General features: G+C 40.7%; 23 protein-coding genes and 1 riboswitch. Of the genes, 7 read left to right on the forward strand and 16 right to left on the reverse strand.

Annotated elements, in window-relative coordinates; translation table 11 throughout:
* Positions 1 to 93: 93 nt before the first annotated feature.
* From HDC33_RS10175 to HDC33_RS10185, 3 genes are all read right to left on the reverse strand, one after another.
* Positions 94 to 399 (reverse strand): DUF4870 domain-containing protein, encoded by a 306-nt coding sequence (locus HDC33_RS10175; RefSeq protein WP_179392324.1) that lies wholly within the window; start codon positions 397 to 399, stop codon positions 94 to 96.
* A 68-nt stretch (positions 400 to 467) separates the two neighbouring features.
* Positions 468 to 857: a DnaJ family domain-containing protein gene (locus tag HDC33_RS10180; RefSeq protein WP_179392325.1), complete on the reverse strand. Its 390-nt coding sequence runs from the start codon at positions 855 to 857 to the stop codon at positions 468 to 470.
* A 23-nt stretch (positions 858 to 880) separates the two neighbouring features.
* Positions 881 to 1,114 (reverse strand): hypothetical protein, encoded by a 234-nt coding sequence (locus tag HDC33_RS10185; RefSeq protein ID WP_179392326.1) that lies wholly within the window; start codon positions 1,112 to 1,114, stop codon positions 881 to 883.
* A 116-nt stretch (positions 1,115 to 1,230) separates the two neighbouring features.
* Here HDC33_RS10185 and HDC33_RS10190 point away from each other — a divergent pair, with 116 nt between their 5' ends.
* Complete coding sequence (locus HDC33_RS10190) at positions 1,231 to 2,547, forward strand: erythromycin esterase family protein (protein WP_370457465.1); 1,317 nt, start codon at positions 1,231 to 1,233, stop codon at positions 2,545 to 2,547.
* 362 nt (positions 2,548 to 2,909) lie between these two features.
* Here the strand turns inward: HDC33_RS10190 and HDC33_RS10195 are convergent, their stop codons facing one another.
* Both HDC33_RS10195 and HDC33_RS10200 read right to left on the reverse strand, forming a co-directional pair.
* Positions 2,910 to 3,398, reverse strand: a complete 489-nt coding sequence (locus HDC33_RS10195; protein WP_179392327.1) for a PaaI family thioesterase — start codon at positions 3,396 to 3,398, stop codon at positions 2,910 to 2,912.
* A 56-nt stretch (positions 3,399 to 3,454) separates the two neighbouring features.
* Entirely contained in the window at positions 3,455 to 4,174 is a 720-nt protein-coding gene (locus tag HDC33_RS10200) for an AAA family ATPase (protein ID WP_179392328.1), read from the reverse strand.
* Between the two features lie 123 nt (positions 4,175 to 4,297).
* On the opposite strand from HDC33_RS10200, the gene HDC33_RS10205 reads away from it, so the two are divergent.
* The 3 genes from HDC33_RS10205 to pepF all read left to right on the forward strand — a co-directional run bounded on the left by HDC33_RS10205 (position 4,298) and on the right by pepF (position 7,247).
* Positions 4,298 to 4,735, forward strand: a complete 438-nt coding sequence (locus HDC33_RS10205; protein WP_179392329.1) for a hypothetical protein — start codon at positions 4,298 to 4,300, stop codon at positions 4,733 to 4,735.
* 268 nt (positions 4,736 to 5,003) lie between these two features.
* Positions 5,004 to 5,306 carry a hypothetical protein gene (locus tag HDC33_RS10210; protein ID WP_179392330.1) on the forward strand — a complete coding sequence of 101 codons (303 nt, stop codon included), beginning with the start codon at positions 5,004 to 5,006 and terminating at the stop codon, positions 5,304 to 5,306.
* Positions 5,307 to 5,426: 120 nt separating this feature from the next.
* A complete protein-coding gene (gene pepF / locus HDC33_RS10215) occupies positions 5,427 to 7,247 on the forward strand; it encodes an oligoendopeptidase F (protein ID WP_370457466.1) in 1,821 nt (606 codons plus the stop codon).
* Positions 7,248 to 7,299: 52 nt separating this feature from the next.
* Here pepF and HDC33_RS10220 read toward each other — a convergent pair whose 3' ends face one another.
* Genes HDC33_RS10220 through HDC33_RS10230 form a run of 3 tightly spaced genes read right to left on the reverse strand, consistent with a single transcriptional unit; the run spans position 7,300 to position 9,807 of the window.
* On the reverse strand, positions 7,300 to 8,115 hold the full coding sequence (locus tag HDC33_RS10220) for a MetQ/NlpA family ABC transporter substrate-binding protein (protein ID WP_179392332.1): 816 nt from the start codon (positions 8,113 to 8,115) through the stop codon (positions 7,300 to 7,302).
* Between the two features lie 17 nt (positions 8,116 to 8,132).
* Positions 8,133 to 8,804, reverse strand: coding sequence for a methionine ABC transporter permease (locus HDC33_RS10225; protein WP_179392333.1), 672 nt, complete (start codon positions 8,802 to 8,804; stop codon positions 8,133 to 8,135).
* Positions 8,794 to 9,807: a methionine ABC transporter ATP-binding protein gene (locus tag HDC33_RS10230; protein WP_179392334.1), complete on the reverse strand. Its 1,014-nt coding sequence runs from the start codon at positions 9,805 to 9,807 to the stop codon at positions 8,794 to 8,796. The genes HDC33_RS10225 and HDC33_RS10230 overlap by 11 nt, the downstream gene beginning before the upstream one ends.
* Positions 9,808 to 9,905: 98 nt before the next feature.
* Positions 9,906 to 10,016: riboswitch (SAM riboswitch) on the reverse strand.
* A gap of 748 nt (positions 10,017 to 10,764) precedes the next feature.
* Between HDC33_RS10230 and HDC33_RS10235 the strand changes: the two genes are divergently transcribed.
* A complete protein-coding gene (locus HDC33_RS10235; RefSeq protein ID WP_179392335.1) occupies positions 10,765 to 11,931 on the forward strand; it encodes a pyridoxal phosphate-dependent aminotransferase in 1,167 nt (388 codons plus the stop codon).
* A gap of 234 nt (positions 11,932 to 12,165) precedes the next feature.
* On the opposite strand, the gene HDC33_RS10240 is transcribed toward HDC33_RS10235, so the two are convergent.
* Both HDC33_RS10240 and HDC33_RS10245 read right to left on the reverse strand, forming a co-directional pair.
* Complete coding sequence (locus tag HDC33_RS10240) at positions 12,166 to 13,005, reverse strand: aldo/keto reductase (protein ID WP_218843191.1); 840 nt, start codon at positions 13,003 to 13,005, stop codon at positions 12,166 to 12,168.
* Positions 13,006 to 13,074: 69 nt separating this feature from the next.
* Positions 13,075 to 14,274, reverse strand: coding sequence for an MFS transporter (locus HDC33_RS10245; protein ID WP_179392336.1), 1,200 nt, complete (start codon positions 14,272 to 14,274; stop codon positions 13,075 to 13,077).
* A 192-nt stretch (positions 14,275 to 14,466) separates the two neighbouring features.
* Between HDC33_RS10245 and HDC33_RS10250 the strand changes: the two genes are divergently transcribed.
* A complete protein-coding gene (locus tag HDC33_RS10250) occupies positions 14,467 to 14,838 on the forward strand; it encodes a winged helix-turn-helix transcriptional regulator (RefSeq protein ID WP_179392337.1) in 372 nt (123 codons plus the stop codon).
* 119 nt (positions 14,839 to 14,957) lie between these two features.
* Here the strand turns inward: HDC33_RS10250 and HDC33_RS10255 are convergent, their stop codons facing one another.
* The 3 genes from HDC33_RS10255 to HDC33_RS10265 all read right to left on the reverse strand — a co-directional run bounded on the left by HDC33_RS10255 (position 14,958) and on the right by HDC33_RS10265 (position 17,405).
* A complete protein-coding gene (locus tag HDC33_RS10255) occupies positions 14,958 to 15,554 on the reverse strand; it encodes a hypothetical protein (protein ID WP_179392338.1) in 597 nt (198 codons plus the stop codon).
* Between the two features lie 50 nt (positions 15,555 to 15,604).
* Positions 15,605 to 16,366, reverse strand: a complete 762-nt coding sequence (locus HDC33_RS10260; RefSeq protein WP_179392339.1) for a class I SAM-dependent methyltransferase — start codon at positions 16,364 to 16,366, stop codon at positions 15,605 to 15,607.
* 187 nt (positions 16,367 to 16,553) lie between these two features.
* Positions 16,554 to 17,405 (reverse strand): GNAT family N-acetyltransferase, encoded by an 852-nt coding sequence (locus HDC33_RS10265; RefSeq protein ID WP_179392340.1) that lies wholly within the window; start codon positions 17,403 to 17,405, stop codon positions 16,554 to 16,556.
* A 142-nt stretch (positions 17,406 to 17,547) separates the two neighbouring features.
* Here HDC33_RS10265 and HDC33_RS10270 point away from each other — a divergent pair, with 142 nt between their 5' ends.
* Positions 17,548 to 18,135 carry a uracil-DNA glycosylase gene (locus HDC33_RS10270; RefSeq protein WP_179392341.1) on the forward strand — a complete coding sequence of 196 codons (588 nt, stop codon included), beginning with the start codon at positions 17,548 to 17,550 and terminating at the stop codon, positions 18,133 to 18,135.
* A gap of 111 nt (positions 18,136 to 18,246) precedes the next feature.
* Here the strand turns inward: HDC33_RS10270 and HDC33_RS10275 are convergent, their stop codons facing one another.
* The 3 genes from HDC33_RS10275 to HDC33_RS10285 all read right to left on the reverse strand — a co-directional run bounded on the left by HDC33_RS10275 (position 18,247) and on the right by HDC33_RS10285 (position 20,085).
* Complete coding sequence (locus HDC33_RS10275; protein WP_179392342.1) at positions 18,247 to 18,690, reverse strand: DUF2269 family protein; 444 nt, start codon at positions 18,688 to 18,690, stop codon at positions 18,247 to 18,249.
* A gap of 8 nt (positions 18,691 to 18,698) precedes the next feature.
* Positions 18,699 to 19,046 carry an ASCH domain-containing protein gene (locus HDC33_RS10280; protein ID WP_179392343.1) on the reverse strand — a complete coding sequence of 116 codons (348 nt, stop codon included), beginning with the start codon at positions 19,044 to 19,046 and terminating at the stop codon, positions 18,699 to 18,701.
* Positions 19,047 to 19,350: 304 nt separating this feature from the next.
* Positions 19,351 to 20,085 carry an amino acid ABC transporter ATP-binding protein gene (locus HDC33_RS10285; RefSeq protein WP_179392344.1) on the reverse strand — a complete coding sequence of 245 codons (735 nt, stop codon included), beginning with the start codon at positions 20,083 to 20,085 and terminating at the stop codon, positions 19,351 to 19,353.
* Between the last annotated feature and the right edge of the window lie 25 nt (positions 20,086 to 20,110).

Consider the following 20,110-nt stretch of genomic DNA (forward strand, 5'->3'; position numbering starts at 1 on the left):
TGGCCTCAATATACTCTGGAAATACCAGCGCGGGCTCCTTTCAGGTGGCAGCTGAGCTAAAAGGAAATCTCCACTTCAACATATACATTCTTATTAAATCCATCTACCGACAATCGGATAATTATACATTTCATCATTCAATGCTTTGACGATTGCTATGATTGGTACAATCAACCACATTAAACCGAAACCAATTACCATTGGGATACCGACAATTACAATAATAAGAAGCGTTGAAACAAAAATCAGCGCCCCCATGACAAGTTGGAATAATACTGCTTGTATCGCCATCCTTTTGACTTCCAAATCATCAATAAGTAGATAAATGACGAACGGCACCAAAAATGGCATGAAAAAAGCACTAGCATGAACCAACACCTTTAAACCTTTATTCTCCATAAAACTAACCTCCCTATCTTTTTCTAGTACTATATTATACGAATGAAAAAGAAGGAAGTTTCATTTCATCATTTCCACCGTTCAACCGCTGAATGTACCGTTGATAATAACAACGGTCCTTTCTGCATAGGAGGTGGGCATGTTTTATTATATTCGAATATCTTAGCGTTTAATTTCGCCAGCCGCATTTCCAAGCCAGTTGTCGCACCATCTTTATGATTCCCCGCAATTGCAATCGCTTCATCACGGATTTCATGCTGCAGCTTCAACCAATATGGTAGATAGCCTGCATCCTTGGCGATTCGCTGGAAGTGTTGAAATGTATCACCGGAAAAATACTCTGGCGGTAATGGCTTACCATGTCCTTGCAAATTATCCATGCCGCCTTTTTTCGTATATTCTTTTAATATATCCCCTATCAAATCATTGTATGGCGGATTTACATTACCTTCTTTCATTCGATGTCACACGCCCATCCCTTTCAGATTTTAACAATATCATTTTTTCCAGACGTATAGTCCAATTTCATCTGCTCCAATTCAATTTTCATTTTTTCTGTCTCAATAATGTAGTTTTGCTGTTTCAGTTTTTCCAATTCGATTTCTTCGCGCACAAATTCTCCTTTAATCTTCACGATTCTTCGCTGATGGTCTGTAATGATGGCAATGATCGGTACACACATTACAATCCCGACTATAATGATTCCTTCAAACATAATAATCGCTCCTTATCCATTTTGTTAATTCAATTGTACATTATTTCAATTGCCAGTCATATACAATTTATCCGCTTACTTCAATTTTCGAAAGGGTACGATAAAAATAGTTGGGCATACTTTTATCATACGATGAAGGAAATGAGGTTATTCAATTGGATTTCACGCTTGAGGAAGCTGTTGTTAACTATGCACTGCCAATCAGTTCGGATGATGACTTTGCATCTCTACTCGAAGCCATCGGTGACGCCAAAATTGTCCTCTTAGGGGAAGCCAGCCACGGAACATCTGAGTTCTACACAGTACGTGCCAAGCTATCAAAAATGCTTATTGAACAAAAAGGTTTTTCAGCCATCGCGGTAGAAGGAGATTGGCCTTCAGCCCAACATGTCAACCGATTTATTAAAGGACATGGACATCAGAAAGAAACGGGTCGCGAAGTATTGAAAGCCTTTGAAAGATGGCCGACGTGGATGTGGGCTAATGAAGAAATAGCCGTGTTCATCGACTGGCTGAAAAAATATAACGACTATAAAGACTCGGATCAAAAAGTCGGCTTTTACGGCATTGATATGTATAGTTTGTGGGAATCGATGGAAGAAATTATCCGTTACTTAACGGAGTCTAATCCGGAGGGTGCCGACCTTAAACTGGCGAAAAAAGCTTTTTCCTGCTTCGAGCCTTTCAATGGAATGCCGGATCATTATGCGATGTCCACCGCGCATTTTTCACAAGTATGCATTGATGAAGTGAGCAATTTGTTATCATCCATCTGCTCTCACAAAAAGCATTATGAAGATGAACAGGAAAGCAATCTAAATTTAAAAGTGAATGCACTCATCGCTAAAAATGCAGAAGAATATTATCGCACAATGCTCCAAGACAATGCACTTTCTTGGAATATCCGTGATGAACATATGGTCGAGGCGCTTAAAGAAGTGAAAGCCCATTACGGAGAAGATGCGAAGATTATCGTCTGGGAGCACAATACCCATATCGGAGACGCACGTGCAACGACGATGAAGGACGATGGAATGACGAATGTTGGTCAACTGCTCCGTGAACAGTATAAAAAAGACGAGGTCTATGCAGTAGGTTTTGGCACACACCAAGGCACTGTAATAGCAGCCGGAGAATGGGGAGCCCCTTTCGAAGTAATAAATGTTCCCCCTGCCCGTCAACACTCGTGGGAAGATTTATTACACTCAACAGGTGCATTCGATAAACTGTTCATCTTCAATGACGAAAGCCGAAAGTATTTCACGAGCTGGATTGGTCATCGTGCAATCGGCGTCGTCTTTAATCCTGAATATGAAGCATTCGGAAACTATGTACCGTCCCAAATGGGAAACCGATATGACGCATTTATTTATATAGATCAAACTAAAGCATTGACTCCATTAAAGTTGAAAGAAAAGACAATAGATAGTTGAATTAGGTAATTGGGAAAAGGACAAGCAAGCTTGTCCTTCTCTCGTTGGATACGCAATGCTTACAGCTTTTGCAAACGCACTTTCTATCTATTCTCTATTGTGATCAAGTCACTCTCACGCTTCCCTCCCATAACGACCATTAGGACAGTTGCGACGATTTGGACTATCGTTTTCATCTTCTTTTCCCTCCTTGCCCCATAATCCTGTACCAATTAATTGTAAGGAGCTCAAATCAGTCTACCCATCTATTCAGGTGTCATTCACTTTTTATTTTCGTAGCATCATATTAGCATTGTTTAGGAAAATGAAAAAAGCTGACTGCCCATGGCAATCAACTTTTTCTCCATACTATTATCCCCTGATCATTGCGCGAATGTTGCTGGCATAACAGCAGCAACGACTTCCCCTGTTGCAACCATAACTTCGTCTGCAAATACTTCCACAGACACTTTAAATTTCTTCGGGTGTATTTCTTCCACTTTACCTACTGCTTTCAACAAAGTTCCTTGCTTAGTCGGTTTCAAATAATTGACGTTCAATGACGCTGTTACGAATCGCGGCGGTTCCTCTCCGCTTCCCGGTTCATGTCCATTTTTCCGATGCAGCGCAAGTGCGGCTGAGCCCGTTCCGTGACAATCAACGAGTGATGCAATTAGCCCGCCGTAGACGAATCCTGGAATCGCAATATGCTTCGATGACGGTTCATAATACGTTACCGTCTCCTCCTCTTGCCATCCAGTACGAAAATGGTAACCGTCCTCATTTAAACGACCACAACCAAAACACCAAGCGAAATCATTCGGATAATCATCTTGAATTGCTTGTACTACCTTTTTCTGTGTTTCCAACATTTCGATTTCCCCCACTCCATGATCTGACGTAATCATTATAACATTCCGACAATAGGTTAGTCCTCCAAAATATCTTTCAGAAACTTTTCCCGGTGATCCAAAAAATATTTCGTGATCTGATAATGCTCCGTCATTTCATATTGCGTTTCCTTTATTTTCCCGCCATCGAAACTTAAAATGGTCGCATCAGGATAGCCTAATATAATTGGTGAATGGGTAGCTATGATGAACTGACAATTCTCTTCACGGACCAGATCATGCATAATACGCAAAAAAGTCAATTGACGTTGCGGCGATAATGCAGCTTCCGGCTCATCTAACAGATAAATGGCCTTTCCATTAAAGCGATTTAAGAATAATGACAGGAAGGACTCGCCGTGAGATTGTTCATGTAATGATTTACCACCATAGCTTTCAAGTACGGCCGGCCCTAAATTATCAATATGGGAAGCAAAATGATAAAAAGATTCCGCTCGCAAAAAGAATCCATTCGTCACTTTCGGCATCCATGATAATCGTAGATGTTCACTTAATACACTCTCGGACGCTTCTACATCATATGTATTATTCCGACCGCCCCCTGCCGAATTAAATCCGCACAAATCTGCGATCCCCTCAAGCAATGTAGACTTTCCCGAGCCATTTTCCCCGACAAAAAATGTAACACTCTTCGTAATGTCCAATTCCGACATGGATTGAATGGAAGGAATTGAAAATGGATACAACTCTTTTGTTTTGTCCTCTTCATGAAGAAGCGTAATTTTTTTCAAAAACAAATGACCATTCCCCTCTCGACAAATTTCCCCTAGTGAATAAGCATATATTTAATAGTCGTAATACTATTCCAAACACCATCCGTCTGCGTATACTACAGAAACGAGTTTCAGGAGGAATTGAAGATGAAAATAAGGGCACTTCTATTAGTAGCTATTATGATTGGCGGCGCATACGCGATGATTCACTCATTCCACGATTACGATGACACGGAGTTTACTGTACTTCTTGACTCTATAAAAAATCCGTTCACTTCCCTTATCATAACAAAATCATCCCCTCTCGATTTCAAACTTGAAACGTGGCAAACGGAGGATAAAGAAAAAATTGAAAACGTAATCGATTTCCTTCAGAATTATCACGTGCGAAAATTAAAACCTGAAGAAATAAATACTGAAGACAACATCAATGAGTTTAGCATTATATTAACAGATGTAGAAGGCAACGAGGTGATAATCAAGATAAATGAAAACCTGATTATCCAAAACTCCTCGCTCTATTACGAATTTGTTGATGGGCCGATCGATGCGAACTGGCTTGTTCAGTTTTTTCTAAACCTTTGACACTATGAGGACAGGAAATTGATTCTATTCTTGTCCTTTATCCCATAAAATTTACTCCAATTGAAAAGATTTCCACCGCCCACCTCTTTCCTCGCCGATTGTATTTCCATTCCATCCCCCTGAATAAAGAGAAGGCAATGAAGATATAAAAAACGCTTCACAAGTCGGACATACCTCTTTAATCTCTATTAGTAATGTTTATTGCACTGAGAAGTTTCAACTATCGTATATACTTATCAAAAGAGTACATAAAAGGAGTTCATATAACATGGAATTTAAAAACATAGATGAACAAATTATTCAAAAATATCAAGAAGATGAACAGCTGATGATTCGATTGTTTGTACAATGGTGTTCCAATAATGAGCTGAATCCACATGCGTTATACGGCCGCGCATATCCCGATCAGCAAGAGAACGAGACCATGAAGAAGATAATTGAAGAAGCAAAATTTGAAGACCAAATCGACATTGATAATGAAACGATGCTCGATGTCCTACAGCTGTTCGGCAATGACGATCTTGCGTTTATCCTATCGGACGAAATCGAACGCCTTCCAAAAAAGCAATAATACTATATCTGAATATTTCCAAAAGTACGATTTGCTCTTTTACTTTTAACTAGTTCTACTATATACTATTATTTAGTTCGACATCCGTAATAAAAGGGAGAGATTGGATTGGTTAAAAGTATGCCGCTGCGTTCAGAAGTAAATACAGAAGAAACGTGGAATTTACAAGATCTTTTCAAAACTGAAGAAGAATACAATACAGCAATAATCGATCTTGAAAAAGAAGTCGATACGTTTGCTGAAAAGTTCAGCGGAAACATTACAGATGCCACCTCCGTGAATGCTGCATTGAAAAGCTATGCGTCGATATATGAAAATATGGTCCCCATCGGTACTTACACTAGCTTGTCATCTAGTACAGACCAAACAGATGATGAAGCACAAATGCGTTCAAGTAAATTTGGATCCACTGCCGCGAAACTTACTAGTAAACTTTCCTTTCTTAACAGTGACCTGTCTGAATTGCCTGTGGAAACTTTAGAAGAGGCGATGCAGCAGTCCAATGAATTCAAAAATTATTTAGAAAAACTGATTCGTAAAAAGAAGTACCAACTGCATCCTGAAGTTGAGAAAACATTGGCTGCTTATTCATCGACATTCAACGCTCCTTACAGCTTGTATAACACGACGAAAATGGTTGATATGTCATTTGAAGATTTTGCAGTGGATGGGAAAAATTATCCTTTAAGCTACGTATCGTTCGAAGGCAATTGGGAATCAGAAGCAGACACGGTCAAGCGCCGCACTGCATTTGACGCATTTTCCGCAAAATTAAAAGAATATCAGCATACGACAGCAAAAACATATGATATGCATCTGCAAACAGAAAAAACAACATCCGATCTACGCGGTTATGATACGATTTTCGACTACTTATTATTTAGCCAGGAAGTTGATAAATCCATGTATGACCGCCAAATTGACCTGATCACGAAAGAACTTGCGCCTCATATGCGTAAATATGCAAACCTTATACAAAGAGTCCATGGACTTGACAAAATGACATTTGCTGATTTGAAAGTTCAGCTTGATCCGACTTACGAACCGAAAATCACTGTCAATGAATCAAAAAAATATATTGATGATGCACTTGCGATCATGGGCGAGGATTACGTGAACATGGTGAATCGTTCTTACAAAGAGCGCTGGATAGATTTCGCACAGAACAAAGGAAAATCAACGGGTGCATTCTGCTCAAGCCCATACGGCATCCATCCGTATATTCTCATATCGTGGACCGGCAGCATGGAAGATGTATTTGTGCTTGCCCATGAACTTGGACATGCAGGTCATTTCTACAACGCAAACCGAGAGCAGAATGTATTCAATGCACGTCCATCCATGTACTTCATTGAAGCCCCTTCAACGATGAATGAAATGCTGGTCGCCAACCACTTGTTGAAAAACTCGGATGATCCCAAATTCAAACGTTGGGTCATTTCATCCATTGTTGCACGCACGTACTACCATAATTTCGTAACTCATTTACTCGAAGCCGCATACCAGCGGAAAGTATACGAGTGTATCGATGAAGGTGGAAGTGTCAACGCCGGTATATTAAACAACTTGAAACGCGGTGTCCTTGAGGAGTTCTGGGGGAATGATGTAGAGATCAATGAAGGCGCTGAACTGACATGGATGCGTCAGCCGCACTATTACATGGGCTTGTATCCATACACGTATAGTGCCGGACTTACTATTTCCACACAAGTGTCAAAACGTATTTTGGAAAAAGGTCAACCTGCTGTCGATGAATGGCTGGATGTCCTAAAAGCGGGCGGTACAAAATCACCTGCTGAACTTTCTAAAATGGCTGGTGTTGATATTACAACTGAACAACCATTGCGTGACACAATTACTTACATCGGCGATCTGATCGATGAACTCATCGTTTTGACGGAAGAAATTGAAGCAAATGAAACCACGAAGATCTCACAATAAGTTCACAACAAAAAGCTGACGAAACCGTAAAGGTATCGCCAGCTTTTTGCTCTTATTTTTTCATCCACTCGGGTTTCCCAAAACCTTCAAAGTCTGAATCAATCACTTTTTCAAATTCTGCGGATTCTACGATTTCGATAATATCTTTAGCAAATTGTTTATCGGCATTTTCCGTTTTTACTGCAACTACGTTTCTGTAAATATCAAGCATATCCTCAAGCACTAGCGCATCTAATAAATTCATGCTTGCAGCAAGTGCAAAGTTTCCAGGAACAGCAGCTAAATCAGTTCCTTCAACGGAGCGAGGCAGCTGGCCGGCTTCGATAGGCTGAAATACCAAGTTCTTCTTATTCATTGTAATATCCTTCTCGGATACTTTTAATACTTCCGCATTTGGATCGAATTCTATCAGACCCACGTCTTGCAACACTAAAAGTGCACGAGCCCCATTGACCGGATCGTTTGGAATGGCAATCTTTGCGCCATCCTCAATTTCTTCAATTGTCTTGAACTTATTTGAAAAAATCCCCATTGGAGCTGTTGGAACGATAATAAGTGGTGACAATTCCGCTTTCGTTTCTTTCACGACATTCTCCAAGTAAGTCGTGTTTTGGAACAAGTTTGCATCAATATCGCCACTTGACAGTGAATTGTTCGGCTGAATATAATCACTGAATTCTACCAAATCCACCTTGTATCCCTTTTTTTCTAATTCAGGAATAATCGCCTTTTTCAACATATCACTGTACGGTCCTGCAGTCGCACCGATTTTTAAAGATTTATCACCAGATGCTTTCTCTTTTCCGCCACAAGCGGCTAGTGCTGTTCCAAGAATAAGAACTGCTATAACAAATAGAAATTTTTTCATAGTTTTTTCTCTCCCTATCATCTTTTATCCACTACTTTTGAAATACGATCTCCTACAAATTGAATGACTTGTACAAAAATAATTAATATCACGACAGTGACAATCATAATCGTATTGTCATAACGATAATAGCCGAATCGGATTGCTAAATCTCCGATTCCTCCACCGCCGACAACGCCCGCCATCGCTGAATAGGCGACTAAACTAATGACTGTCAGTGTCACGCCTTGAATAATGCTTGTCTTCGCTTCCGGCAGTAGCACATCTTTGATAATCATCCACGGCGTTGCACCAACCGCGATTGCAGCTTCAATGACACCTTTATCAATTTCACGCAGCGAAGTCTCTACGATTCTTGCAAAAAACGGTATTGCGGCAGCGGATAACGATACACTCGCTGCACCAGGACCAATCGGGGTTCCTACTATTAATATAGTCAACGGAATTAACGCGACAAGTAAAATTATGAACGGAATAGATCGGACCATATTGACGATAAAACCGAGAACTGAATTCAATGCCCTGTTTTCTAAAAACAACCCTTTATCCGTTATGAACAACAGAATACCTAATGGTAGTCCGATAAGTAGTGCGATAGCGAGCGAAATACTAATCATGTAAAGCGTCTCCCCGAACGCTTTCGTTATATCGGGCATTAATTCCATAACGTGTGGAATATCAATTCCCATAATCAATCACCTCCACTTGAGCTGCCCGCGATGACATATAGGCAATCGCCTTTTCTATTTCGTCATCTTCCCCTTTAAGTTCCATCAAGAAAGTACCAAGCGGCATTTCTTGAATATATTCAATCGAACCATGAAGGAAATTACCTTGAATAGTGAATTGCTGAACAGTGTCTGAGATAATTCCCTCGCCGGCAATATCCCCTTTAAACATAACCTTGACGAGTCGGCCCGTACACTTATTCAAGATTGTGGATGGAACTTCAAACGAGACGACACTGCTGATAAATTCCTTGGTCAATTTTTCTTGAGGATTTGAAAAAATATCATATACTTGCCCCTCTTCAATCACTTTCCCATTTTGCATAATCGCCATTCGATCACAAATTTCTTTCACTACATTCATCTCATGCGTAATTAGAACAATCGTAATCCGTAATTCCTTATTGATTTTTTTTAACAGCCGTAAAATCGAGAGCGTTGTATTCGGATCTAGTGCGGACGTTGCTTCATCACAGAGCAAGACGGATGGATTATTCGCAAGCGCCCGGGCAATGCCTACCCTCTGCTTTTGGCCACCACTTAACTGGGCAGGGTATACATCCCTTTTATCCGAAAGGCCGACCATTTCAAGCAGCTCTGTCACCCGATCATTTATTTTAGTTGGAGAAGTTTTTGCAGCTCGTAAAGCAAATGCGATATTTTCAAATACAGTCTTTTGGCTGATTAAATAAAAGTGCTGAAAAATCATTCCAATTTTCAAACGTGCCAGACGAAGTGAATTTCCTTTTAGGCTCATCAAATTTAAGCCGTCTACTAAAATCGTTCCGCTAGTCGGTTTTTCCAACAAGTTTAGGCATCTGATAAGGGAGCTTTTCCCCGCACCCGAGTAACCGACGATTCCGAAAATTTCTCCGGTGTTTATGTCGAACGATACATTATCAACGCCAGTAACAACTCTTTCTTTTGTTTTATATATTTTCGACACATTTTGAATTTGAATCATGCAAATCTCCTCTTTCTAATGGAAGTATGATACCTCTGGATGCCTGACCATATAAAAATGCTTCTTTCATATATGAAAGAAGCACCGAAAAAGGTTTCAGCTCATCTTTCAGAATGAATTTCACTCTGTAGGAGTTAGCACCTTCCTCACTTTACGCAAGGGGTTGCTGGACGTCATCGGGCCTATCCCTCAGTCTCTCTTGATAAGTACCATTATGTAATTATTTTGATGATACAATGTATACTAATCTATTCTAATTTATTTGTCAACCTATCGACCAGCTACCATTGAGTCAAGTTTTTATGGGTACTACTTAAGGATAGGGAGTATTTTTTATGTAATTAATGGCTTGCAAACATAATCGGTTTTACAATGAAGAATAGGCCATGTTGATTTCCGCTCCAGGCGCACGCTTTCCGTGAGGCGGGCGGTGAGCCTCCTCGGTCGCTACACTCCACTGAGGGGTCTCATCTGTCCCGCTAATCCCACAGGAGTCGGCGCCTTTCTCTCCAATCAACAGTGACGCCTTGTATATTTATATGATGATTAAACATATATAACTGATAATTATTTTCAATTAAAAACCTTGCAGTCCTTTGTAGGCACGATTCACTATACTAGAAGAGAGCCCTTTTTTCATGCCTACATCTACTAGCTACTTACATGATTCCTTGTGCATTCCAATTGATTGGAGTGGAAATCGGCGACTCCAGCGGGAACAGCGCGAGCTGAAGACCCTGGACTGAGCGTAGCGAGGGAAGCGGCTGAAGCCGTGCCCGCGGAAAGCGTCCGATTGGAACGGAAATCAATGGTGTTAAAGATGTTTTCTATTTATCCCCCACAAGCATTTTACTCATACTCCAGCTACCATTCTTGGAAGATTGTCATTTTAGTAACATTCCATGTATACTAACTTTAAAATAATAGTTTAGACTATATAGAAAACGAGGTTATTATATGGCAATATCAAATCGATTAAAAAACTTACCGCCGCACTTTTTCGCATCACTTGTACGAAATGTTGAAGAAGCTCTATCTGAAGGACGGGATGTTATTAACTTGGGGCGTGGAAACCCCGATCAGCCCACTCCCCCTCACATTGTAAAGGCACTTCAAGAAGCGGTTGAAGATCCGGCAACACATGGCTACTCCCCTTTCAGAGGGACACCCGAATTAAAACAGGCTGTTGCTGAATTTTACGAGCGAGAATACGATGTTCAAATTGATCCGAAAACAGAAGTTGCAGTTCTATTTGGTACAAAACCCGGATTGGTCGAGTTACCACTTGCCATAATGAACGAAGGTGAATTACTTTTGCTTCCGGATCCGGGATATCCTGATTATTTATCAAGTGTAAGCTTGGCAAATATTAAATATGATTTAATGCCACTACTAGCTAAAAATGATTTTTTACCCGATTACAAAGCCTTAAGCGAAGAACAAAAAAAGCAAGCGAAATTAATGTATTTGAACTATCCGAACAACCCGACCAGCGCATCTGCCAACATACCATTCTTCGACGAAACAGTTGCTTTGGCAAAAGCCAATGATATTGCAATCCTCCATGACTTTGCTTACGGCGGAATCGGTTTTGACGGCGTTAAGCCCGTCAGTTTCCTGCAAGCGGAAGGTGCGAAAGACGTTGGCATTGAAATGTATACGTTGTCGAAAACATATAATATGGCCGGCTGGCGTGTCGGCTTTGCTGTCGGAAATGCGGAAATCATCGAAGCGATCAGCTTATTGCAAGATCATCTATTCATAGACATATTTCCGGCTGTGCAGCGCGCAGCGGCAGCCGCGTTAACAGGAAGACAGAATTGTGTGTATGAGCTCGTATCCCTTTACGAAAGCCGCCGGAATGTCTTAATTGCCGAATGTAGACGAATCGGTTGGGATGTAGTTGCCCCGACAGCTTCTTTCTTCGCTTGGCTGCCTGTTCCAAAAGGTTATACGAGTGAGTCTTTCACCAATGTCCTATTGGAAAAAGCGGACATTGCCGTTGCCCCCGGGCACGCCTTCGGAGAACATGGTGAAGGTTATGTACGCGTTGGCTTATTAGTAGAAGAAGATCGTATAGTTGAAGCGATTGCAAGGATTGAAAAACTCGGTCTTTTTTCTTAATGATTATGGTGTATGTTAAAGTATAGTATTCTTTTAAATACGCTTCGGCGCTAGGGGATGCCTCCCGCCATAAGCCAAACAACTTCGTCGTCAGTCTTATGACTCCGGCTACCCCTGTAAGGCGCCTACGCTCAGTTTATATACGATATTCACTACCTCCGCTCATCTAGTTACCAAAGTAAGGGATCAAAACTTATATGGTTTTGATCCCTTACTTTGGTATGTTAATTCATATTAAAAGTCAATGTTATCCGGGTCTGGACCAACTCGATGATTCTTATTCAAACTGTCGATACGTGCCATATCTTCTGGTGTTAACTCGAAATCAAACACGGTTGCGTTTTCGGCGATGCGATGTTCTTTCGTCGATTTCGGAATTGTGATAACGCCATTTTGCAAGTCCCAGCGTAAAATGACTTGGGCTACGGACTTACCATATTTATCGGCAATTTCTTGAAGTTCTGTATTATCGAGCAACTCCCCCTGCATCAGTGGAGACCATGCTTCCAATTGGATATCATGTCGTAGGCAAAATGCATGCAGTTCTTTTTGTGTTAAACGTGGATGATATTCCACTTGGTTCAGCATCGGTTTAATTTCCGCATCCTTCATCAAATCCTCTAGGTGATGAATTTGGAAGTTACTAACACCGATTGCTTTAACCCGACCTTCCTTATAAAGGGTCTCCAATGCGCGCCACGCATCTTTATATTTACCGGCTACCGGCCAATGAATGAGGTATAAATCCAAATAGTCTATATCTAGTTTAGTTAGGCTTTCTTCGTAAGCCGCGATTGTCGTTTCGTAGCCCAGCTCTGAATTCCAGACTTTTGATGTGATGAATAGATCTTCTCTTGCAACTCCTGTTTCCGCCATCGCTTGACGAACACCTTGTCCCACGCCGACTTCATTGCCGTAAATAGCAGCTGTATCGATACTGCGATAGCCATGTGTAATCGCAGTTTTCACTGCATTCACCAGTTCTTGTCCTTCTTCAACTTTGAATACCCCAAGACCTAACCAAGGCATTTTCACACCATTTTGCAATGTTGTTGTAGACTGTAAGTTCTCCATAATTCAATTCCCTCCAATTTTGTAAGTAACACTGTGTTGCAATCATTTTTGTCAAAATTGTTTCCTCAATCAGGAAGTGCCTAGTCGCCGTTGATCTTTCCTTTCCAGCGACCGGCTGACTCCTGTTATTAGCGCGGCAGTCAGTACCATCGTTCCTCCGATCCAAGATGTATGAATGAGCCCAATCGAATCCGTTACTACTCCGCCCGTATACGCTCCTATTGCAATTCCCGCATTAAATGCAGCTATGTTCATTGCTGAAGCGACGTCTACCGCACTTGGTACAAAACGTTCGGCTAACATGACGACATACACTTGAAGTCCCGAAACGTTCATAAATGCAAACAACCCCATGAAAACTATTGTGATGAGACCCACGACCTTAAATGGTACAGTAAATGTCAAAACAAATAGCACAATTGCCTGGGCGATAAACATATAGAACAGCGAGCCGATCGGGTTCTTATTTGATAGTTTTCCACCAATCATATTACCGATTGCAATCGCGATTCCATAAATAAGTAAAATCATCACGATTGTTCCTTGTTTAAATCCTGTTACCGTTTGAAGCATAGGAGATAAGTACGTGAATACGACAAACGTTCCTCCATACCCTAATGCCGTAATCGTCAATACCAACAATATCCGACTATTTGTCACAAGCTTGACTTGGTCCCGGATAGTTGTGGGTTTGCTTTGACGTAAATCGGATGGTACGAGAATACTATTCGCGATTAACCCTATTATCCCAATAATTACGATTGCTACAAAGGCAAAGCGCCAACCAAACTGTTGCCCTACAAATGTACCGAATGGAACCCCTGTAATCGTAGCGACAGTGAGTCCTGTAAACATGATTGAAATCGCGCTTGCTCTGCGGTTTTCAGGAACGACATCAGCGGCGATCGTCGATCCGATTGACATAAATACACCATGTGAAAATGCGGAAATGACGCGGGCAACCAGTAAGACGGTAACGCTTGAAGCACTTGCTGCGATGCCGTTTCCTATAATAAAGACTACCATAATCCACAGCAGTAATGATTTCCGCGGCATTCTTGAAGTAAGCGACGTTAAAATCGGCGCTCCTATCATGACACCTAGTGCATATAGCGAAACAGTCAGCCCGGCCGTTGTAACCGATATATCCAAATCTTGAGAAATCAGCGGCAATAGCCCCACACTGATAAACTCCGTTGTTCCAATTGCAAATGCACTGACAGCTAATGCAAGCAGTGCAAACATACTTCTCTTTTTATCTAAAGTCATTCTTTCCCTTCCCTTTCTTTCCTGGTGTTGTATGATGAATCGACGAAGAGTAAAATTAAAAACATATCGTGTAACCCACCGCTTATGTTAGTATGAATCACAAGGGTTATAAAGAAAAGTACGCACTTTAAAGTGCTGTAGGCACCAAAAAGTAATATAGGTACTTAAAAGTTCCTATAGTGGAGGAATTCGATGACAAAAAAGAAGTATAATATATCTGTCGAAGCGACATTAGAAGTAATTGGTGGAAAATGGAAATGTGTAATTCTATGCCATTTAACACATGGCAAAAAAAGGACTAGTGAATTGAAACGACTCATGCCTGATATTACGCAAAAAATGTTAACGCAACAATTGCGTGAGCTGGAAGCAGATGGCGTTATAAACCGGATTGCATACAACCAAGTTCCGCCGAAAGTAGAATATGAGCTAAGTGAATATGGGTTAAGTTTAGGGAGCATATTGGATGCGTTATGCGCATGGGGGGAAGTTCATATTACGAAAGTATATGGAGATAAATTTTCCGTCCTAGGTGATAGCGTTTTGAACGATAAGCTGAGATAACTGACTGCGTAAAAAGAGATTCCATTCATACGGAATCTCTTTTCACACTTTAAAGGAAGGTTATTTTCGACTGCATTATTGTTCTTTATCGTGACACCGCTCCCCTTCTTCGAAAAGCGTTAAAAATCACCCTTTATGATTTTTTCAAAATCGCCATAGTCCCGATTATAGCGAATCTTTCCTATTTTACCCTCCTCGGGACAAATGGCAAGACCCGTTATCTTGGCCTTCTTTTTGTTACTACCCTCTTTTTTATAAGTTATATATACAGTAAAGTCGTAATCCCTAGGCCGATCTTCGCTTTGTTCCACGGCAATCTTGTCAACAGTTATTTGATAGCCCGAGTCATCAGCTGCTACTTGGAAATTCAAAGGGTAGATCATGATGTGACTGTCATATCCGAATTCAGTGAAATGCGGTCCGTATAACTTTTCCAGATAGTTAGTGAACTGTGTATCATCCGGCGGTGTGCCCGGATTGTTGCTCTGTTGGTTTATCAAATCATTAAAAATTTTCATGAATTCTTTGTCGGGAGCAGTAAATTCATGTTCAAGAACAGTTTGAATGGCAACCTTATTTTTATCTACCGGCTCCGTTTCTGAACACGCTGCAACCAGCAATGAAAGAAGAGCAAGAGACAGCAACACTCCTACATTCCAATGTACGCTTCTCTTTTTAGTGGTAGATGGATCCCTCCTAAAAATTTTACGATACATAAAGTCAGCTCCCCAGATTTAATGGTCAATTTATTCCTTAAAGGTAGTATCTACTCTTTATTAGCCACAGCTTCAAACGTTATTGTCTGTTTTGGGTTCACCGGATATTCCCCGAAATTATAGTCCGAAGAAATTGTAATGTTATTAAACCCTACATCTTCTAGGATTAACTTGAATTCTTCTACGCCAAACCAGCGTAAAGGAAATCGTTCAAGTTCTGTTTGTAAAAGCGAACCGTTACGCCATTTCTCATATCGCCCATGTGCTATTGAGTACTGATGAATATAGTCAATCTCCACAGTTTTATTTTCCAATGTGATACTATCACCGTTCGAACATTCCCAAGTCCTAGTCGAAATTTTGCCTATCGAGACTTCAGTTTGCAAAAACAAATCAACGATTAACCTTCCGCCGTCTGCAAGATGCCGATAAAAGTTTTTCAACGCCTTGATAGAATCCTCTCTTTTATGCAGTAACAAAAATGTACCCGCAGGGATGATTATGGCATCATATTTCATATCCAATGAAAATGACGCCATTTCCCCTTCGAAAAGGGTAGGAGTTAGACCTCTTTCTTCACAGTTGGTACGGCAGATAGTTAACATATCAGCCGAACTGTCAAATCCATCAACCTTAAATCCTTTTTCCAAAAGTGGTATCAAGATTCGGCCTGTACCGGTTGCAGGTTCGAGAATACGCCCTGTGCAAGAATCTAATCTATCTAAATAATATTCCACATCCCCGAATGAATGCCCGACAGGTTTGTCTAAATCATAGACTTCAGAAGATAACCTACTATAATAACTTAACAATTTACTTCCCCTTTCAACCTTCACACTCATTTACTCTTAAATATATATTCTGTAAATCACGCCATCTATCAATACGTCCAGTTATTGGAATGGTTTATTTAATTTAGTATCGATTGCCTTTAGCACATTAAATTGCTAATTTTTAATTCAGTACAGCACTACCCTACAGCAGTGCTGTGTTGCACATTTATTTCGCTATAAAACCAAACTGTACAGAATTTGCAATTTGTTGATAACCGATTTCTTGGTAGATTTTGTTCGAAGTCCGATTCATTAGATCTGTATACAGAACGCAAAATTTATATTCTTTCAGAAGTTCTTTTGTTCCAGCTGTAACTAGCGTACGAGCATAGCCTTTTTTCCGTTCTTCCCTCGGTGTAAATACAAAAGAAACTGTAACGCCATGATTTGACGGGCGCGCTTTTTTCATCATTGAAACTACTTTCCCATTATGCTCCCACATAAACACTTCCTGTTGTTCCACAAATGATGCAACCCGTTTTTCTACATCTTCTTTAGCTGTAGATGGCAGTCCTGCATCCTCTTCAAACAAGCTGTACCACTTTTCAATTAGCGGGCAATCATCTTTATCTGCAAAACGCCAAGAACCCGGGCTGTCCTTTAATGACTCATTTACGTTATCCAGTCGGTATATTCCCTGATCCATCAACAATTTATGAGTCATACCTGTTTTCGCTTCCCATTTCTCTGCAAAAAGGAATGCCCAAGGTTTCAAGCTAATAATAGAACTAATTTCGATTTCAATTTCCACTATTTTCCTTATTAACAAGTCCATACATTCTTCCAACCTATCTATATCGGTAAAAATAAGGTTTAAAGGATGCGGAGGTGTCATTTGAAATAGTGCTAGCACTTCCCCACCCACTTCAATTGTTGCCATAAAGGGATTTTCATACCGTCCTGCTTTGATGGCATGCAACACCCCCAGAAAAAGACTGTGTACATCTTCCCTTGTAGATAAAATCGGTTCCGCTCTCAACGCGAATTCATGCACGTCTTCAAATTGCTTCAATTCCATCCCCGCCAACCCCATTCCTAGTAATTAGCAACTTCAAAATGTTAAGATAATTTTACCATAAACGACCAGTACACTACAGCGAAGTTTGAAATCAATCGATTAGAGGAAAGCTTTAATTATTGAGCATTAACAGTAAAGGGAGATGAAAACCATTTCTGAATTTTGTCCAAAAACATTGACGGAGGAACCAACCCCTGATCACCTTGTAGATTGTAAGGATTGCGGTTTATATGATCACGGGACGCGGATGGTCTGGGGCGAAGGCAATCCGGAAGCCCCCATTATGATTATTTTGGATAATCCAGGAGCACGTGAGAATCGCGGAGGTGAGTCATTTCTTTGTGGAACGCGGCAAACCCTGCAAGAAGTTGCAAGTGATGCCGGCTTAAAAATAGATGATCTGTACGTCACTTTTATCTTGAAAAGAAAACCCGTGCGTGCATATGAAAAGGAGGTAACGCGTCAAATCTGTATGCAACATTTAAATCAGCAGCTTACAGAAAAGAAGCCCAGACTACTTCTATGCTTAGGAAACGTGGCGGTCCAATCCTTTTTCCAGGACCCTGAAGCCGAGGTGAAGTCATTACGGGGCAGTTGGCATGATATACAAGGATTTCAAACTGCTGTCGCTTATCATCCGCTTGCGGTTAGGCGTCGTCCTAACCTACGATCATTATTCCTCGAAGACTTGAGATTCGTTGCAGAAAGGTATAGTGATTTGACTGGGTGACAGTCACCCAGTTAAATTAGACACTATTCAGACAATTATCCCTAAAAAAAAGACACGCACCGGTTAGATGCATGTCTTTTTCTATGTATAACAAGTAGTTATCATTCATATTCACCAAAGCATCGGTTTTTGCACCATGAGCCAAAGCATAATTAGCATAAGACCAATATATATCCATGAAGTTGCATTCAAACGATTAAGTATCTTATTTTTATCAGCATCCGGATTTTTAAACTTCCTTAGCACAATTGTAAATCCTTTGGCCAGAAAAACTCCAGAAAGAAGCATAACAGCAAGCGTCATAATCACCCATGACGTATACCATGGCCAAGGTCCAAATATTAATAAGAGGACGCCCGTGTAGACGAGAACATGTCCTGCATGCATGACGAGGCGGATGATGACGTTGATTACAGTCAAATATACTTCCTCTTTAACTGTTTCAACGCCACGCAATCGCTTAATGATCGGCATTAATATAAATAATGGACCTATGGCGAGAACAGCACTGATAACGTGCAAAAAGACAATCGCACCATAGATTTCCAAGTTCATTCAGAAAATCATTTCTCTATTGGGCTATATTCATGCACCCACACGCTCATTGACGGTATCCATGGCATCTTGGCATGCATCGCAAGAATGGATTGTTTATATTCTTCCATAGTTGTGTAGCCTTCTTGCCGTGCATGTTCGTCCGTCATATCACCAAGCGTCTGTGAATAAATTGCATCTACTTTAAACTCTTTACCTTCAAGTACCATTATTTCACCAAGATCTGCATAAACGCCATTGCGTCGTGTAGCCGTCTTTTCACCATTCAGCACTTTTTGAACATCTTTTGGAATCGTTACAAGCCTCTCAATCGAACATGTTTTTTCTGGTAGTACTACGTTTGATTCTTCACTCATGTAAATCGCCTCATTTCATAAAATAACATCTCCCCCTATCATAACTATTTCCAACGGATTTAGCGAGACTTCTGGTCATTGATTTCAAAAATGGTAACCAAGCTTATCGTAACGGAATCTTTTAAGTGGAGCAAAAGTTAAAAAACGTTAACAATAACACTAATTCAACGAACGAAATAGCACTCCATTGTCTCAAGAATGAAAAGATCTAGCTCAAACTGTTGCACTATTTAACAATGGAATTGACTCTACCCCAACAAAAGGTGGCCTATCCGCAATTGCGAATAGACCACCTTTTTGTTGGCTATGAAATCAAGTTCAAAAACTGTCGAGTTCGTTCTTCTTTTGGATTAATAAATAGCTCACTCGGTTTATTCCGTTCAATTACTTTGCCATTATCCATAAAAATAACTTCGTCGGCCGCGTCTTGTGCAAAACGCATTTCGTGCGTAACGACGACCATTGTCATTCCTTCATTGGCAAGGTCTTTCATAACCTGCAGTACTTCGCCAACAAGCTCGGGATCTAGCGCGGACGTCGGTTCGTCAAACAGCATTACTTTCGGCTCCAATGCCAAAGCCCTCGCAATTCCGACCCGTTGCTGCTGACCTCCTGATAGTTGAAAAGGATAGAAGTCGAACTTGTCACCTAATCCAACCTTGTTTAACAAATTCTCTGCTTTTTTCCGTGCGACATCTTTAGCTTCTTTTTTTACGATGACCGGCCCTTCCATCACGTTTTCAAGAGCGGTCTTATGAGGAAATAAATTATAATTTTGAAACACCATACCTGTTTCACTTCTAAAATAGTCAATTTCCTTTTTCGCTACACGTTTAGAAAAGTCCGCCATATGACCATCAAGAGTTATGCTTCCGGCGGTCGGGACTTCCAGTATATTTAAACACCTAAGCAGTGTCGTTTTACCGGAGCCCGAGGGACCTATGACAACAACGACTTCTCCTTTATTCACTTCCAGATCGATTCCCTTCAACACTTCAAGTTCGCCGAATTTTTTACGCAAGCCCTTTATTGAAATCATATTGTACTCCTTCTATCCGTTGTTT

Origin of the sequence: Sporosarcina sp. JAI121 (assembly GCF_013408665.1) — a bacterium.
Taxonomy (GTDB): Bacteria; Bacillota; Bacilli; order Bacillales_A; family Planococcaceae; genus Sporosarcina.

What these genes read in the sequence shown, in the direction of transcription:
- HDC33_RS10205 (WP_179392329.1), top strand. Translation starts at nt 4,298, where the DNA reads ATGAAAATAAGGGCACTTCTATTAGTAGCTATTATGATTGGCGGCGCA.
- HDC33_RS10240 (WP_218843191.1), bottom strand. Translation starts at nt 13,005, where the DNA reads ATGGAGAACTTACAGTCTACAACAACATTGCAAAATGGTGTGAAAATG.
- HDC33_RS10185 (WP_179392326.1), bottom strand. Translation starts at nt 1,114, where the DNA reads ATGTTTGAAGGAATCATTATAGTCGGGATTGTAATGTGTGTACCGATC.
- HDC33_RS10225 (WP_179392333.1), bottom strand. Translation starts at nt 8,804, where the DNA reads ATGGGAATTGATATTCCACACGTTATGGAATTAATGCCCGATATAACG.
- HDC33_RS10220 (WP_179392332.1), bottom strand. Translation starts at nt 8,115, where the DNA reads ATGAAAAAATTTCTATTTGTTATAGCAGTTCTTATTCTTGGAACAGCA.
- HDC33_RS10245 (WP_179392336.1), bottom strand. Translation starts at nt 14,274, where the DNA reads ATGACTTTAGATAAAAAGAGAAGTATGTTTGCACTGCTTGCATTAGCT.
- pepF (WP_370457466.1), top strand. Translation starts at nt 5,427, where the DNA reads ATGCCGCTGCGTTCAGAAGTAAATACAGAAGAAACGTGGAATTTACAA.
- HDC33_RS10175 (WP_179392324.1), bottom strand. Translation starts at nt 399, where the DNA reads ATGGAGAATAAAGGTTTAAAGGTGTTGGTTCATGCTAGTGCTTTTTTC.
- HDC33_RS10250 (WP_179392337.1), top strand. Translation starts at nt 14,467, where the DNA reads ATGACAAAAAAGAAGTATAATATATCTGTCGAAGCGACATTAGAAGTA.
- HDC33_RS10275 (WP_179392342.1), bottom strand. Translation starts at nt 18,690, where the DNA reads ATGAACTTGGAAATCTATGGTGCGATTGTCTTTTTGCACGTTATCAGT.
- HDC33_RS10230 (WP_179392334.1), bottom strand. Translation starts at nt 9,807, where the DNA reads ATGATTCAAATTCAAAATGTGTCGAAAATATATAAAACAAAAGAAAGA.
- HDC33_RS10195 (WP_179392327.1), bottom strand. Translation starts at nt 3,398, where the DNA reads ATGTTGGAAACACAGAAAAAGGTAGTACAAGCAATTCAAGATGATTAT.
- HDC33_RS10235 (WP_179392335.1), top strand. Translation starts at nt 10,765, where the DNA reads ATGGCAATATCAAATCGATTAAAAAACTTACCGCCGCACTTTTTCGCA.
- HDC33_RS10280 (WP_179392343.1), bottom strand. Translation starts at nt 19,046, where the DNA reads ATGAGTGAAGAATCAAACGTAGTACTACCAGAAAAAACATGTTCGATT.
- HDC33_RS10270 (WP_179392341.1), top strand. Translation starts at nt 17,548, where the DNA reads ATGAAAACCATTTCTGAATTTTGTCCAAAAACATTGACGGAGGAACCA.
- HDC33_RS10255 (WP_179392338.1), bottom strand. Translation starts at nt 15,554, where the DNA reads ATGTATCGTAAAATTTTTAGGAGGGATCCATCTACCACTAAAAAGAGA.
- HDC33_RS10265 (WP_179392340.1), bottom strand. Translation starts at nt 17,405, where the DNA reads ATGGAATTGAAGCAATTTGAAGACGTGCATGAATTCGCGTTGAGAGCG.
- HDC33_RS10180 (WP_179392325.1), bottom strand. Translation starts at nt 857, where the DNA reads ATGAAAGAAGGTAATGTAAATCCGCCATACAATGATTTGATAGGGGAT.
- HDC33_RS10285 (WP_179392344.1), bottom strand. Translation starts at nt 20,085, where the DNA reads ATGATTTCAATAAAGGGCTTGCGTAAAAAATTCGGCGAACTTGAAGTG.
- HDC33_RS10210 (WP_179392330.1), top strand. Translation starts at nt 5,004, where the DNA reads ATGGAATTTAAAAACATAGATGAACAAATTATTCAAAAATATCAAGAA.